Origin of the sequence: Salinarimonas ramus, from assembly GCF_014645695.1 — a bacterium.
Taxonomy (GTDB): Bacteria; Pseudomonadota; Alphaproteobacteria; order Rhizobiales; family Beijerinckiaceae; genus Salinarimonas; species Salinarimonas ramus.
Genome location: NZ_BMMF01000001.1, coordinates 459,741 through 474,933 on the forward strand (window position 1 = coordinate 459,741; position 15,193 = coordinate 474,933).

Sequence of the window (15,193 nt, forward strand, 5' to 3'; positions counted from 1 at the left end):
TATTGCCGATGCCGCCTTGCTCGGTCTCGGCCGTTCTTCCACTTTTCCGCATCGGGTCCCGGCCACCGCGCCGCCGTTCGCCGTCTGCCGTTCACCGTGGGAGGACAGGCCATGCTTGATCTCGGAAACCGCGTCTCGATCTACCAGCCGGAGCAGCCGGGCCTGATCTTCCCGGACCTGCCTGCGTTCGACACCGTCTGTGAGGAGCGGCGCCATCGCAAGGAACGGCTCGTCGCCGCCTGCCGCGCCTTCGCCCGGCAGGGCTTCGACTACGGCTTCGCCGGGCACCTCACGGTGCGCGATCCCGAGCGGCCGGAACTCTACTGGACGAACCCGATGTGCGTCCATTTCGCCAAGGTGAAGATGTCAAACTTGATCCTGGTCGATCACGCCGGCACGGTGATCGAGGGCCGGCATGCCGTGAACCGCGCGGGCTTCGTCCTGCACGCCAACGTGCACGAGGAGCATCCCGACATCGTCGCGATGTGCCACGCGCACACCACCTACGGAGTCGCCTGGTGCGCGACCGGCCGGCGGATCGACCCGATCACGCAGGACGCCTGCGCCTTCTTCGAGGATCACGTGGTCATCGGCGAGCAGGGTGGCCAGGTGGCGGTCGAGAACCATGCCGGCTCGGACGTCGCCAAGGCGTTCAAGGGGGTGAAGGCCGCGCTCCACCAGAACCACGGCCTCCTGACGGCGAGCCGGCACAGCATCGAGTCGGCCGCGTTTTGGTTCATCGCGCTGGAACGCTGCTGCCAGCAGCAGCTCGACGTCGCTGCCTCCGGGATCGAGCCGATCCGCATCCCCGCCGATCGCGCGCGCTACAGCCGCGAGCACGTCGGAAGCGAGTATATCGGCTGGCTGCATTTCCAGACGATCTGGAACCAGCTTGTGGAGGACGAGCCTGACATGTTCGACTGAGGAGGCGGCATCGGGCTTCGGGAGGGCGATCGCGAAATGAGCCCGGACGAGTTCGATCGGCTGCGGCGTGCCGAGGGATGGGGCGAGCCGAGGAGGGTTCGCTTCGAGGCGTCGTCGCGCAGCCCTCCTCATGTCCACGACCAGGCGTCCTTCGTCTACGTCCTCGACGGCGCGTTCGTCCTGAACACGTCCGATGGCGCCACCCGCTACAGACCCGGCGAGACCTGCATGCTCGACGCTCACGTCGAGCATGCAGAGGAGGCAGGGCCAGATGGGGCCACCATCCTCGTCGCGAGAAAATAGGCTGCGCGGCCCGCCGAGAGCGTGTCGATCCGCGCCAGAGCCCCGCGCCGACCGGCGTGAGGCCCCGGACCTGAAAACGTTACAGAAGCAGGTGTCCCTCACCCTCAAGAGGGGTTTCGCCGCGGAGCCGAGCGACAATCCGGTCGAAGTCGTCCCCGTCTCGCGTATCTGAATACGCGCTTCGCCAGCGCGCCGCACGTGCAGTTCGCGCCAAGTCCGCGCCGGGCTCGGGCTCAGGCCGCCGCCGATGGATCGGTTCTGCCGCTGTCGGCGCGCGCTCGCAATGCGGCCGAAACCGCTGACACGACAACGTCCGGCGCACAGGGCTTCTGCAGGATGAGCGATCCGGGAGGCGTGCGGCCCAACGTTGGAAGGGGATGCCCGGTGCAGATCACCAGGGGCCGCTCGGCGTCCAGCATCGACGCAATTTCGGCGAGGCCGAGCCCATCAAGACATCCCGGCATCTGTACGTCCGTGACTAGCGCGGCGATGACACGTCCGGTCAGCATAGCGAGCGCCTCGTCGGCGTTGCTGGCGTCAAGAACCGCGAACCCGGCGTGCTCGAATGCATCCACCAGGTCGAAGCGCAGCAGCATATCGTCTTCGACGACGAGCACGAAAGCTTCGGAAAGGGACATCGAAGGACGTCTTTCTTCAGGACGCGACAGAAGCCGTCACGCCAGCGCAAAAGGCGCACGAAGGCTCTGCTCCTCGGCTTAGGGGCGCCGGCCCTGAACGCCTCCGCCGATCGGCGGAAGCGGATCGACCGGCGCAGAATTTCGACGCGGGTCGTGACGCAGTTCCGAGGTGTCGGCGATTTGTATATCTCACGATTAAATTGTCCGCAACATAATTTTGCGCGGCCGCGATCAAGAATGTATGGACGTACGAACGAGGGAGACAGCCATGCTCGACAAAGGCGTCGAAACGCTCGATCCGCCGAGGCTTTCGGACCAGCTGTGTTTCGCGGCCTACGCCGCCGCGCACGCATTCGGGAAAGCCTACCGTGAGGTCCTCGATCCGCTCGGGCTGACTTATCCGCAGTATCTCGTCCTGCTCGTGCTCTGGGAAGACGGCGAAATGGCCGTGAAGGACATCGGGCGGCGCCTGCATCTGGATACGGGGACGCTCACGCCGTTGCTGAAGAGGATGGAGGCCGCCGGCCTGGTCCGACGGAAGAGATCTCTCGATGACGAGCGTCAGGTGCGCGTCTCCGTCACCGGCAAGGGACGAGACCTAAAAAAGCCGGTCGCGGACGCTTGCGAACACGTCGCGTGCACGCTCGAGCTGCCGCCAGCAAAGGTGGAAGCGCTCCGGGCGAGCCTCATCGAGATCGTCCATTCGCTCGGGCGCCGCTGACGGGCGCCCAAGCCGAGCGGCAGGTGTCAACGGCGCTCCAGGTTTCCCATCTTTCACTTGGCGGCTATCACCGGCCGGCTGATTAGCCCTAGCCCTTCCGCCATGCTCCACATCGATCTCGATCGCTTCAAGCACATCAACGATACGCTCGGCCACGCCGCGGGCGACGCCATGCTGGTTCACGCGGCGGAGGTGCTTCGCCGGAACACGCGGGAAAGCGACATCGTGGCGCGGATCGGCGGAAGCGAGTTCATCATCGCCACGATGGGGCCGACGAGCAACGCGGGGCTCTCCGCGCTCGCCGAACGCATCATTGAAGAGATGCGTCGCCCAGTTCCCTTCCAAAGCCAAGAGTGCAGGTTCGGTTCGAGCATCGGCGTCGCCGTCAACGACAGCGTGGGCGCCTACACCACGAAGCAGCTGCTCATCGACGCCGACCTGGCCCTCTACCGTGCCAAGAAAAGCGGCCGGAACCGTTACCAGTTCTTCGACGCGTCGCTGAAGGCCGAGATCGTATCCAGGAAGATCCTGGCGGACGAAATCTTGAGCGGGCTTGAATGGCGGGAGTTCCTGCCCTACTTTCAGCCTCAATTCGACGTTGTCGGCGTCGAAGCTCTTGCGCGTTGGCGGCATCCGACACGCGGACTGCTTGCGCCCGGCGCCTTTCTGACCACTGCCGAGGAACTCGGAGTCGTCCCGCTGATCGACCGCATCATTCTCGACGAGACCCTCTGGCAGTCGGCGCGCTGGGCGGCGGCAGGCATCGCCATTCCCCGAAACTCGGTGAACGTATCGGCCCGCCAGCTACAGGACGGCGCCTTGATCGAGCGGCTCCGAGGCCTGCCCATCACGCCCGGCGAGCTTTCGTTCCAACTGCTCGAGTCGATCTTCCTCGACGAGGACAGCGACACGATCACGAGCAACATCGCGGGGCTCGCCGAAATGGGTATCCACGTCGAGATCGACGACTTCGGTACCGGCTATGCCTCGATCATCAGCCTGCTGCAGCTCAGGCCCACGCGTCTGAAGATCGAGAGGCGCAAATCCCGAGCCGCGAAGCGTCGAGCCGGTTCGACCATGCCGCAAAAGCGCCGACGATCACCTGCGGCATACCTTTCGAGCACGCCTCGACCCGTGCTTCCACGCCGTAGACCCGTCGCAGCAAATCCGGCGTGACCACCTCCGCGAGCGGGCCGCAGGCGACGAGGCCGCCGTCGCAAATCACCATGGTTCGGTCGGTGAAGCGCAGCGCATAATTCAGGTCGTGGAGCGCGACGACGACGAGCAGCCCACGTTGAGTGGCCAGCGAGCGGATGAGCGTTGACCTGCTACGATAGCGCTTTCCACAAGCGGACAGCTTCGTCAACGACTGTGCTTTTCATTAATTCTATAGTAGATCGACGAAGAGAGCGGCAGATCGATCAAAAACGTCTACTCGGCGCCCGCGGCGCTGCTCGGCAAGGACGCTCCGCACTTCTCGCCGTCGGTGATCGCGCGGCTTACGGCGGCTTCAACGTCGTTGATCATTGCACGCTGAGGGCGACGCGAGCAGCGGCTCACGTTCAAGGAAGGTGCCTCCGGATGGTTGGTCGACCTGCTACTCCGCTGCGCGCCCGTCCTGGACGAGGGCCTCGTCGAGCGCCCGGCTCGCCGCCTGGCCGGATCTCGTGTACCCGGCGAAGAGATCGTAAAGGACCGGCGTCACGTACAGCGTGAACACGGTCGCGATCGACAGCCCACCGAGAACGACCGCCCCGATCGCCGCCCGGCTCTCGGCGCCCGCCCCCGTCGACAGGACGAGCGGCACGGCGCCGATCAGGGTCGAGCCGACGGTCATCAGGATCGGGCGTAGGCGCACGGTGGCAGCCTCCAGCGTCGCGTCCCGCACCGAGCGCCCGTCGTCGCGCAGCTGGTTGGCGAACTCGACGATGAGGATGCCGTTCTTCGCCATGAGCCCGATGAGGAGGACGATCCCGACCTGACTGAACACGTTCAGCGTCTGGCCGGTGAGCAGGATAGTGAACAGGGCTCCCGCGACGCCGAGCGGAACCGTGAGCAGGATCGCGATCGGGTGAAGGAAGCTCTCGAATTGGGCGGCGAGAACGAGGAAGACGACGACGAGCGCGAGGCCGAACACGATCTGCGTCCCGCGCGCGGTCTGAAGATATTCGCTCGCCTGGCCCTCGAAGCTGATCCTGGTCGTCGCCTCGAGCTCTTCGTCGGCGATGCGTCGCGTCGCCTCGATGGCGCTGCCGAGGTCCGCCTCGCCGCCGAGCCGCGCCGAGACCTCGACGGAGGGGAGGCGGTCGTAGCGCGTCAGCGCGCGAGGCGTCGCCCGCGTCTCGATCTCGACGAGCCCGTCGAGCGGCGCGAGCCCGCCATCGCGGGTGCGCACGTAGACGTCGGTGATCGCGCTGCGGTCGGCGCGATCCGCCTCGCGGGCCTGGAGAACGACGGGGTATTGACGGCCGCGGTCGGCGTACTCGCCAACGTCGGCGGAGGCGATGAGGGCGCGCAGCGCCTCGGAGACGTCGCGCGCCTCGATGCCGATCACCCGCGCCCGGTCGCGGTCGATGGAGACGACGAAGCTCGGCTGGTTCGGCGACCACTCGATCTCGACGCCGGAGACGCCCGGCTCGGCGCCGAGGGCGTCGGCGAGCACCTCGGCCTGCGCCGCGACGCTTTCGAACTCCGCACCGCCGACGATCACGCGCAGCCCGCTGCCGGAGCCGCCGAGCCCCAGGCCGGCGGGACGACCGGTACGGACGTTGGCGCGCACGATCTTCTCGAGTTGCGGCTCGATCTCGTCGATCACCTCGCCGACGCTGCGATCCCTCTCCTCCCAGGGCGCGAGGCTCACCGAGATGTAGGCCCGGCGCAGCTCGTCGTATCGGCCGACGATGGCGACCCAGGTGTCGATCGGCCCGTCGCTCCGCAGGGGCGCGAGGATGCCCTCGATCTCCCGCACGACGGCGTCGGTGTAGTCGAGGTTCGCCCCTTGCGGGGCGCTGACGCTGATCGAGAAGGCGCCGCGGTCCTCTTCGGGCGTCAGCGCGCTCGGGACACGCTGGTAGGCGGCGGCGGCGCTGCCGGCGACGAGGGCGGCGAGGCCGAGCACGAGCCAGGGCGCGCGCAGGGCCGCGGCGAGGCTGCGCCGATAGGCGTCGGCGACGGCGCCGAGCGCGCGGTCGACGCCCCGCCCGAACCGGCCCTCGCGGGCGCCGGGCTTCAGCAGGCGCGCGCACAGGACCGGCGCGAGCGTGAGCGCGACGAAGGTCGAGGCTACGACCGCGATCGCGAGCACGATGCCGAACTCGGTGAACAGCCGCCCGACGCGCCCCTGCAGGAAGGCGATCGGGACGAAGACGGCGATCAGCGCGAGCGACGTCGCGATAACCGCGAAGCCGACCTGGCGCGCGCCCCGTGCGCTCGCCGCGAGCGGGCTCTCGCCCCCGTCGATCCGGCGCTGCACGTTCTCGAGCACGACAATGGAATCGTCCACCACGAGGCCGATGGCGAGGATCAGCGCGAAGAGGGTGATCAGGTTGATCGAGAAGCCGAAGGCCCAAATGCCGGCGCAGGCGCCGACGAGGGCGATCGGGATCGTCACGGCCGGGACGATCGTGGCGCGCGGGGAGGCGAGGAAGGCGAAGATGACGCCGACGACGAGGGCGACCGCGATCGCCAGCGTGATCAGCACCTGCCTTATCGAGGCCCGGATGAACAGCGCGTCGTCGCTGGCGATCTCGAGCGACGCCCCGGCCGGCAGGTCGGCGCGCAGCGCATCGAGCTCGACGCGCACCGCGTCCGAGATCGCGACCGTGTTCGCCTGCGCCTGGCGCAGGATACCGAGGCCGACCGCGGTCTCGCCGGCGGCGCGGAAGTAGCTCTCGTCGTTCTCCACGCCCTGCTCGAGGTCCGCCACGTCCCCGAGCCGAACGGGATAGCCGGCGGCGCTCCGACGTACGACGAGCTCGGAGAAGGCTTCGGGGGTCGAGAAGCGTGTGTCGGTGCGAACCTGGATCTGCCGCGACGGTGTCTCGATGCGCCCCGCCGGCAGCTCGAAGTTGTTTCGGCGAAGGGCCTCGGAGATGTCGCCCACCGTCACCCCGCGTGCGGCCATCCGCTCGCGATCGAGCCAGACGCGCATCGCGAAGGCGCGCTCGCCGTCGATGTCGACGCTGGCGACACCCGGGACGCGCGATAGGCGATCGACGATGCGCCGATCGGCAAAGTCGGTCAGCTCGGCGGCCGTCATCCGATCCGAGGTCAGGGTGAGGCGGATGATGGGCTCGTCCTGGTCGTCGTTCTTCTCCACCTCCGGCGCGCCAGCGGCGTCGGGCAGCTCGTCGCGCACGCGGGCGACGGCGGCGCGGACGTCGTTCGCCGCCTGGTCGATGTCGCGGCTGGGATCGAAGGTGATCACCGTGCGGTTCGACCCGCGCTCGCTCTCCGACGAGATCGAGCGCACGCCCGCGATCGTCGCGATCGCGTCCTCGATCACCGTCGTGACCTCCGCGTCGACGATGTCGGGCGCCGCACCTTCGTAGGTCACGCTGACAGTGACCTCGGCCGTGTCGATCTGCGGGAGCTCGCGCACGGGCAGCCGCCACAGCGCCGCCGCCCCGAGAATGACGAGAAGCAGGCTCGCGACCATGGCGAGCACCGGACGGCGCAGGGCGAACTCGGACAGGCTCATCAGGCACGCCCCTCGCCTGCGCCGTCATCGGCGCCCTGCGTGGTGATCGCCGACCCGTCCTCGACGTCCTGCAGCCCACCGATCAACACCCGCTCGCCGCTCGCGAGCCCCTCCAGAACCTCGAGCTCGCCCCCGACCGCCGCGCCGATCGCGACGTCGCGCCGGCGCGCCGTGCCGTCCGCCGCGACGAAGACGAAGGCTTCGTCCTCCAGCCGCAGCACGCTCTCCTCGGGAACCACGACCGCACGGCGCGTGTCGAGCACGACCGTGAGGGTCATGAACAGCCCGCTCGCGAGCACGTCGTCCTCGTTCTCGAGCCGCGCCCGAACGGGGAAGGCGCGGGTCGACGGATCGATGCGGGTTCCCACCTCGACGACGGTTCCCGAGAAGACGCGCTCCGGGAAGGCGGCGCTCGTCGCCTCGACCGCGAGCCCCGGCTCGATGCGGGCGAAGTACGGCTCCGGGACGGCGAAGGCGATCTCGACGGCGGAGAGGTCGTCGAGCGTCGTCAGGAGCGATCCCGCCTGGACAAACTGGCCCTCGTCGACCGTGGCGAGATCGGCCGTCCCGGTGAACGGCGCGCGCAGCACGCGGTCTGCCAAGGCCGCGCGGGCGCGCTCGACGGCGGCCTGCGCCGTGCGGAAGGTGGCGCGCGTCGTCTCCAGCGTCGCCTCGCTGGTCACGCCGCGCTCGACGAGCTCCTGCTCGCGCGCGAGCGTGCCTTCGGCGTCGGCGAGGGCCGCGCGGGCTTCCGTGAGCGCGGCGCGCTCGGCGCGATCGTCGAGACGGGCGAGCACCGCGCCGGACTGGACCCGCTCGCCGCCGCGGAAGGCGATCTCGACCAGGCGGCCGTCCTGCTCCGGGCGGATCTCGACCGAGCGGATCGCGCGCGCCGTGCCGACAGCGGCGACCGTCTTGTCGATCGAACGCTCGCGCGCCTCGGCCACTGCGACGCGGACTGCCTGCGGCCCGCTTCCGCCATTGTCCACGCCGGCGGCGCCGCTCAGAAGGTCGAGGGCGGGACCGGCGCCGAAGTACCCGGCAGCCGCAGCCGCCGCCACGACGCATGCGGCGAGCAGCAGAGATCGTTTCGAGCGCGCGGTGCTGGCCAAGCTGGTCTCCCCTGATCGAACCCGGGACGTGCGCGAGCGCGTCTCCCGTGCTTCGCAGGCGCTCGTCGACCAGGGACAAGGCCCGACGCACGGCGCAGGTTCGCGCCGGCGCTCGCGCGCGATGTCGCATGGCGGCTCGTATGGCGTTGCGGTCGGCGCCGACGCGTCTCGTCCGGCGCCGCTCCGGCTGGGGTCCGGCAAGGGTTACCGCAACGACCGCGGAAGCCGCCCGCTGAGACGATCACGCCTTCGTGATCCCGGCATCCGCTGCCGCGCTCTCACAGTCGGGCGATACTGAGGGCGAGAGTTTCGAGCGAGCCAGGAGTGGCGGATGGACCAGCGGATCATCGAACTCTACGACGCCTTCACGCATGGGCGGATGAGCCGTCGCGCGTTTCTCGATCGGCTCGCGACCCTCGCCGGCGGCGCCGCGGCGGCGAGCGCGCTGGTCAGCGTCCTCGCCAACGACTACGCCAAGGCCCAGACCATCGCAGAGGATGATTCGCGGATCGCGGCGGAGACCGTCGAGATCCCGGGCCCGGACGGGCTGTCCGCCTACCTCGTGCGCCCGGCCGGAGGGGACGCGCATCCGGCGGTGATCGTCATCCACGAGAACCGCGGTCTCAACCCGCACATCCGCGACGTCGCCCGCCGCTACGCGGCCGAAGGCTTCCTCACGCTCGCCCCAGACTACCTCTCCGTCCTCGGCGGAACGCCCGAGGACGAGGACCGTGCGCGGGAGATGATCGGCGAGCTGACGGGCGAGCAGGCGCTCGCGATCTCGCGCGCCGCACTCGCTTTCCTGAAGGAGCACTCTGCCTCGACCGGGCGCGTCGGCGCGATCGGCTATTGCTGGGGCGGCGGGCTGGTGAATGCGCTCGCCGTCGCCGAGCCGACCCTCGATGCCGGCGTCGCCTATTATGGGCGTCAGCCTCCGGCCGATGCCGTCGCGTCGATCGAGGCGCCGCTCCTCCTGCACTATGCCGGGCGCGATGAGCGGATCAATTCCGGCATCCCCGCCTTCGTGGAGGCGCTCGAAGGAGCTGGAAAGAGGTACGAGTTGCATATGTACGACGGCGTGAACCACGCCTTCAACAACGACACCAACGTTGCCCGCTACGATGCGGAGGCGGCGGCGGTGGCCTTCGCTCGAACGCTCGCGTTCCTCAAGCAGCATCTTCAGCAGCGCGCCTAGCGAATAGTGGGAGCCAGAGCACGCTCACCAAGACCGCTCTCGGCCCCTGACGGGACTCCGAACTGAATTCGGCTAGGTCGCCCTACCGCGGCGGGAGAACGGGGCATAGCATGTCACCGCCACGGTCTAGCTCGGCTCGCAGTCGATTTCCTCAGCGCCTATTGGAGCTTGTCGATAGCGGACGAGAACGTCCACCGCTATGGCGGGGTCAGCGCCGCGCGCAGCGCTGCGTGGTAGCAGTTCCGCAGCGCGGTCGCTGGGCACACGCTCGGTTCACACTCCAGGTTCGATGGTCGTTTTCACAGTACGGACCGCAGTGGATCTCCTTCGATTTGTTGTTGATACCGTTAAATACGACGTCGACGGTGCCGTTGCGCGACGCGCCTCTTCCACCAGCCAAGCCCGAAATCGCCGCACCTTCGGCATATCCCCATACGCCGACGGGTAGACCAAGTAATGAGCACCCGCGGCTATACGCGCTGCTTCGTCGAGGAGCGGGACGAGGCTTCCGTCGGCGAGGAAACGCTCGGCGAAAATCATCGTCTCGAGCGTCGCGCCGAGCCCCTCCGCTGCCGCCTGCAGCGCGAGGTAAGCGCGGTCGAAGCGTAGACCACCGCGCGGTGCGATGGTGCCCGGCGAGAGCACATGCGTCCACCGATCCCAGGCGACGAGGGCGCGCTCCGAATGAATGAGCGGCAGCGCGAGGACGTCCGCGACCGTGGCGCTCCGCGGCAGCCGCGCCGCGAGAGCCGGGCTCGCGAGAGGGACGACCTCGTCCTCCATGAGCTCGACGATCTCGAGACCAGGCCAGTCTCCGGCCCCGTACCGGATTTCAACGTCGGTGTCGCTGCGAAAGAAGGCCGGCGGCTCGGGCGTCGCGTGGATTCTCAGGTCGATGTCGGGATGTGCCGCGACGAACCGTGAGAGACGCGGGACGAGCCAAGCCGGCGCGAAGCTCGGCGGGCAATGCAAGGTCAGCACGTCACCCGCTCCACCGCGCACGAGATTGTCGGTCGCCCGCGCGATGCGTTCGAAGCCGTGCCCGAGAAGGGCCGCGTAGTCGCGGCCCGCGTCGGTGAGCGCGATGCGCCGATGCAGGCGGTGGAACAGGCGCACGCCGAGATACTCTTCGAGGCCGCGGAGCTGGTGGCTGACCGCCGAGGGCGTCACCGCGAGCTCGTCCGCGGCCACCGTGACACTCTGGAGGCGTGCGACGGCTTCGAACACCTGAAGGGCCCGGAGCGGTGGAAGGCTGGACATGTTTCGATTGAACCACGCTCATCCGAACAGTGAAAATATATCATTTGCCGGGCGTGGGCTCAATCGTGTCTCATCCATGCAAGAACCGTGAAAAACGGACGCGGGGCCGGTCCACACCGACCCGGGAGGAAACGAACGCCATTGTGGCCCTGCGCTCGTTCGGCGCAGCGGCGGCGGTCCTCCGCGCGTCCCTCGAGGAGCCGCGATGCCGCTGACGCCCACCGCCCGTGACCTCGTCGCCGATCGCCGCGCCCGCTTGCGGCGCGTGCGGGACACCGTGACGATCGACGCCGACACGCATCCGAGCGACCCCGCCTCGTACCCGCCCGCACTCGCCGAGCGCGTCGCACGCGATCCAAACTACTGGCAAGGTCGGCCGGTAACGGGAGACGAACTCCTCCGTGAACTCGACCATGCCGGCGTCGACATGGCACTGTGCTGGCAGAACCCGGCCGTCACGGTCTACGGACGTGACACGGAAGAGAACCTCGACCGGCTCCTCGCCGCGAACCGCTATATCTTCCGCTTGGCTTCGGACCATCCGGACCGCATCGTCCCGGGTGGCTGGACCGATCCGAAGGCGCTCGGCGTCGCCAACGCGATCCGGCTCGCGCAGATCTGCGTCGAGGAATTCGGCTTTCCCATCGTCAAGATGAACCCGGCGCAGAACGCCTATCCGATCACCGATCCGATCGTAGCGCAGACGGTGGACGCCATCGTCGCGCTCGGCGCCATCCCGACGTTCCACTTCGGCGGAGACGGGCCCTATACGCCACCGGAGGGCTTCGCCTCAATCGCGGCACGCCATCCCGACCATCCGATCATCGGCGTGCACATGGGTGGCGGCGGGTCTCACTTCGTCGAGGGCGACGCGACTTACGTCGGGGCCCGCGAGATCGGCCTCGCGCACGAGAACATCTTCTATATTCTCAGCGCCAAACGCGATACGCATATCGAAAGCGCCCTGATCACCTATCGCCTCGCCGGCCCGCGTGCCTGGCATCGGCTCGCGATCGGCTCGGACCTGCCGTACGGGCGGCCCACCTGGAACTTCGGCGGCATGCGCGCGATGCTCGCGGCGCTCGCCGACGGTTCGGGCTCCAACGATCCGCGGCTGCGCGAGAACCCGCACCTCTTCGACGGCGACGCCGCCCGCGACGTGCTCGGGCGAAATTTCGCCGACCTGATCATCGCCGCCGACTCGCGCCTCCTCGGCGAGGCAACGGCATGATCGACCTCCTCGACCGTGTCAGTTTCGGCGCCAACCGCGTGGCCGAATGGCTGCTCGCCCCGATCCTCGCGTTCCTGGCGGGGCTCCTCGTGATCTCCGTGTTTTCGCGATACGTGTTCCACATCGCGATGGTCGATGCGGTCGAACTCACCCGCATCGCCTTCGTATGGGGGTGCTTCCTTGGTGCCGCCGTCGCGCTCCGTCGCGGGGCGCACGTTCGGGTGACGTTCCTCGCCGATCGGTTGCAAGAGCGCTGGCGGCCGCTCGGCATCCTGATGGCCAATGCCGCCTTCCTCGTCTTCGCCTGCCTCATGGTCTGGCACGGCTTCGCACTGGCCGATCGGATGCGGGTCACGACCCTCCCGACGCTCGGCATCGCTCAGACCTGGCTCTACGCGGCCCTTCCCGTCTCGGGCGCGTTGATGGTGCTCCACGCCACAGCCGGTCTCGCACGCGCCGGCGCGGATCTGCGCCGCGGTTTGATGGGAGCGCGGCCGTGATCGCCGCGACGATCGTCCTGTTCGTGGTGCTCGTCCTCGTTTCGGCACCGCTCGCGGTGGCGCTCGGCCTCGCGATCACGGCGGGGCTCATCCTGTTCAGCCCCTTCCCGGCGGCGATCATGTTCCAGAAGATGGTCACGGGCATCGACAATTACGTGCTCGTCGCCATCCCGCTCTTCATCCTCGCCGGCAATCTGATGAACGCCGGCGGCATCACCGACAGGATCTTCCACTTCGTACGCCGTGTGATCGGCCATGTTCCGGGTGGTCTCGCGCACGCCAATGTAGGCTCCTCCGTGCTCTTCGCCGGCATGTCCGGCTCCGCCGTAGCCGACGCCGCCGGCATCGGTGCCGTCGAGATCAAGGCGATGCGCGACGCCGGCTACAAAACGGAATTCTCGGCTGCGGTGACTGCGGCCTCCTCGGTGATCGGCCCGATCATCCCGCCGTCGATCCCCCTCATTCTCTACGGCGCCATCGCCGAGGTTTCGGTCGGGCGGCTGTTCGCGGCCGGGCTCGTCCCGGGTCTCGTCTTGGCGCTGACCCTCAGCGGCATGATCGTCTGGATGGCGCGCACGCACGCCTTCCCCCGCGATCCGCGGGCGAGCCTATCCGAGGTATGGCGCGCATTTTCGAAGGCGTTCTTCGCCCTGATGACACCTGCGGTCATTCTCGTCGGCCTGATCGGTGGCGTATTCACGCCTACCGAAGCCGGCGCCGTCGCGGTCGCCTACGCGCTCTTTCTCGCCATGGTCGTCTACCGCGCGCTGAAGCCGCGCGACCTGCCGAAGGTGCTCGTCGAGACCATGGTCACGACGGCGATCGTCACCTTCATTATCTCGAACGTCTCGGCCTTCTCTTGGGCCCTCGTCGTCACCCGCTCGGGAGACGCCTTCGTGGATGCGATCCGCGCAGTCTCCGACGACCCGCTGCTCGTCCTTCTGCTGATCAATCTGCTACTGCTCGTCCTTGGTGCGCTGATCGAGTCCGGCGCCGTTCTCATCCTGATGACGCCGTTGCTTCTGCCGCTGGCAACCTCGATGGGCGTCGATCCGGTGCACTTCGGCGTGATCATGGTGCTCAACCTGATGATCGGCTGCGCCACGCCGCCCGTCGGCATGAGCTTGTTCGTCACCGCGCACGTAGCCGGGATACCGGTCGAGCGGATGATGCGCGCGATCCTGCCGTTCCTCGTGCCGCTGATGATCTCGCTTCTCGCGGTCACCTACTGGCCGAGCCTCACCCTCACCGTGCCCTCGCTCTTGTTCGACTGAGGGGGCACGAAAAGACCGGCCTTCAAGGGCCGGAGAGACCAACGGGAGGAACACCATGTCGAACCGTCTCGCCGCACTTCTCGCTTCCGCAGGCGCCTTCGCGCTCGTCTCCGGCGCGGCCCTCGCACAGACGCCGCTCAAGATCGGCCACGGCCATTCCGACCAGCACTCGTTCCATCTCGCGATGGAGCGCTTCGCCGAGCTTCTCGAGGAGAAGGCGCCTGGCGCCTTCGACGTGCAGATCTTCCCGTCGGCGCAGCTCGGCTCCGAGCGCGAGATGCAGGAACAGCTCGCCCTCGGCAATCTCGAGATGACCGTCACCGGCGTGCTCGGCATCTACGAGCCGAAGCTCGCGCTGCTCGAGCTGCCCTTCCTGTTCCGCGATCGCGAACACATCCTCGCCGCGCAGGATTCGGAAGCCGTCTCGAACCTCGCCGCGTCGCTGCCGGACAAGGGTCTGCGCCTCGTCGGCTTCGTCGAGAACGGCTTCCGCAACATCACCAACAATGTGCGACCGATCGAGACGCCGGCGGATGTCGACGGCCTGCAGATCCGCACGCCCGAGAACCCGGCGCAGATCGAGACCTTCCGCGCGCTCGGCGCGAGCCCCACGCCGATGCCGTTCTCGGAGCTCTACGCGGCGCTGCGCCAGGGTGTCGTCGACGGCCAGGAAAATCCGCTCCAGAACATCTACGACGGCAAGCTCTTCGAAGTGCAGGAGCATCTGGCGCTCACCGGTCACATCTACAACTCCGCCTACATCGTCGCTTCCGAAGGCTGGCTGCAAGGCCTTTCCGAGGAGGAGCGCACCGCCGTGCTTGAGGCGGCAGAAGAGGCGGGCAACTGGCAATTCGAATATATCGCCGCGCGCGATGAAGAATTGTTGAGCGCACTGGAAGAAGCCGGCATGCGAGTCACGCGTCCCGATCGCCAACCCTTCGTCGACGCGACGCAGCCCGCTTACGACGTATTTTACGAGCGCTTCGGCGATGATGCACGCACGTTCGTCGAGGCGATCCGCGCGCTCTGATCGCCAACAGCTGAACAGGTTTCGGTCCGGCACGCGGAGAACGCGTGCCGGACCTACGGACTCTCCGCGACGGCGCAAATCTCGCTATCGGCCGGGAAGTCTTCGAGTGACGGACGACTCGGAAGCGGCGTGCACTGGCCACGTCTACGAGCGTGCTGCTCGACGAAGACGACAGTCATAATCGAGCCGAAGTCAGCTCCCGGCCGAGGCCGTGTGGAAACGCCCTCGAATATGCTAAGCTTCAGCTCTCTACACGGGGAGCTTCGGGATGGGGCGTTTCGTCGAGGGCCAGGATCGCCGGCAGGC

At 67.8% G+C, this 15,193-nt stretch carries 13 protein-coding genes; 9 read left to right on the forward strand and 4 right to left on the reverse strand.

All coding sequences use genetic code 11. The annotated features are described in order from the left end of the window. Nucleotides 1-111 precede the first annotated feature (111 nt). Nucleotides 112-924 carry a class II aldolase/adducin family protein gene (locus tag IEX89_RS02270; RefSeq protein WP_188909055.1) on the forward strand — a complete coding sequence of 271 codons (813 nt, stop codon included), beginning with the start codon at nucleotides 112-114 and terminating at the stop codon, nucleotides 922-924. Nucleotides 925-960: 36 nt separating this feature from the next. After that, nucleotides 961-1,227 (forward strand): cupin domain-containing protein, encoded by a 267-nt coding sequence (locus IEX89_RS02275; protein WP_188909057.1) that lies wholly within the window; start codon nucleotides 961-963, stop codon nucleotides 1,225-1,227. A 233-nt stretch (nucleotides 1,228-1,460) separates the two neighbouring features. Here IEX89_RS02275 and IEX89_RS02280 read toward each other — a convergent pair whose 3' ends face one another. Further along, nucleotides 1,461-1,865, reverse strand: coding sequence for a response regulator (locus tag IEX89_RS02280; RefSeq protein WP_188909058.1), 405 nt, complete (start codon nucleotides 1,863-1,865; stop codon nucleotides 1,461-1,463). A 268-nt stretch (nucleotides 1,866-2,133) separates the two neighbouring features. On the opposite strand from IEX89_RS02280, the gene IEX89_RS02285 reads away from it, so the two are divergent. Beyond that, nucleotides 2,134-2,586: a MarR family winged helix-turn-helix transcriptional regulator gene (locus IEX89_RS02285; protein ID WP_188909061.1), complete on the forward strand. Its 453-nt coding sequence runs from the start codon at nucleotides 2,134-2,136 to the stop codon at nucleotides 2,584-2,586. Nucleotides 2,587-2,688: 102 nt separating this feature from the next. Beyond that, the gene (locus IEX89_RS02290; protein ID WP_188909063.1) at nucleotides 2,689-3,762 is read left to right on the forward strand and encodes a putative bifunctional diguanylate cyclase/phosphodiesterase; all 1,074 of its coding nucleotides are present in this window, start codon (nucleotides 2,689-2,691) and stop codon (nucleotides 3,760-3,762) included. 421 nt (nucleotides 3,763-4,183) lie between these two features. On the opposite strand, the gene IEX89_RS02295 is transcribed toward IEX89_RS02290, so the two are convergent. Then, nucleotides 4,184-7,285 (reverse strand): efflux RND transporter permease subunit, encoded by a 3,102-nt coding sequence (locus tag IEX89_RS02295; RefSeq protein WP_188909065.1) that lies wholly within the window; start codon nucleotides 7,283-7,285, stop codon nucleotides 4,184-4,186. Then, nucleotides 7,285-8,397, reverse strand: a complete 1,113-nt coding sequence (locus IEX89_RS02300; RefSeq protein WP_188909067.1) for an efflux RND transporter periplasmic adaptor subunit — start codon at nucleotides 8,395-8,397, stop codon at nucleotides 7,285-7,287. Before IEX89_RS02300 ends, IEX89_RS02295 begins: the two co-directional genes overlap by 1 nt. A 331-nt stretch (nucleotides 8,398-8,728) precedes the next feature. On the opposite strand from IEX89_RS02300, the gene IEX89_RS02305 reads away from it, so the two are divergent. After that, nucleotides 8,729-9,592 (forward strand): dienelactone hydrolase family protein, encoded by an 864-nt coding sequence (locus tag IEX89_RS02305; protein WP_188909069.1) that lies wholly within the window; start codon nucleotides 8,729-8,731, stop codon nucleotides 9,590-9,592. Nucleotides 9,593-9,865: 273 nt separating this feature from the next. Here the strand turns inward: IEX89_RS02305 and IEX89_RS02310 are convergent, their stop codons facing one another. Then, nucleotides 9,866-10,852 carry a LysR substrate-binding domain-containing protein gene (locus IEX89_RS02310; RefSeq protein WP_280513901.1) on the reverse strand — a complete coding sequence of 329 codons (987 nt, stop codon included), beginning with the start codon at nucleotides 10,850-10,852 and terminating at the stop codon, nucleotides 9,866-9,868. Between the two features lie 205 nt (nucleotides 10,853-11,057). On the opposite strand from IEX89_RS02310, the gene IEX89_RS02315 reads away from it, so the two are divergent. The 4 genes from IEX89_RS02315 to IEX89_RS02330 are packed head-to-tail and all read left to right on the forward strand — an operon-like array spanning nucleotide 11,058 to nucleotide 14,887. Then, nucleotides 11,058-12,083, forward strand: coding sequence for an amidohydrolase family protein (locus IEX89_RS02315; protein ID WP_188909073.1), 1,026 nt, complete (start codon nucleotides 11,058-11,060; stop codon nucleotides 12,081-12,083). Then, nucleotides 12,080-12,583, forward strand: a complete 504-nt coding sequence (locus IEX89_RS02320; RefSeq protein WP_188909074.1) for a TRAP transporter small permease — start codon at nucleotides 12,080-12,082, stop codon at nucleotides 12,581-12,583. Before IEX89_RS02315 ends, IEX89_RS02320 begins: the two co-directional genes overlap by 4 nt. Next, complete coding sequence (locus IEX89_RS02325) at nucleotides 12,580-13,857, forward strand: TRAP transporter large permease (RefSeq protein ID WP_188909077.1); 1,278 nt, start codon at nucleotides 12,580-12,582, stop codon at nucleotides 13,855-13,857. The genes IEX89_RS02320 and IEX89_RS02325 overlap by 4 nt, the downstream gene beginning before the upstream one ends. Before the next feature lie 55 nt (nucleotides 13,858-13,912). After that, on the forward strand, nucleotides 13,913-14,887 hold the full coding sequence (locus IEX89_RS02330) for a TRAP transporter substrate-binding protein (protein ID WP_188909079.1): 975 nt from the start codon (nucleotides 13,913-13,915) through the stop codon (nucleotides 14,885-14,887). Nucleotides 14,888-15,193 lie beyond the last annotated feature (306 nt).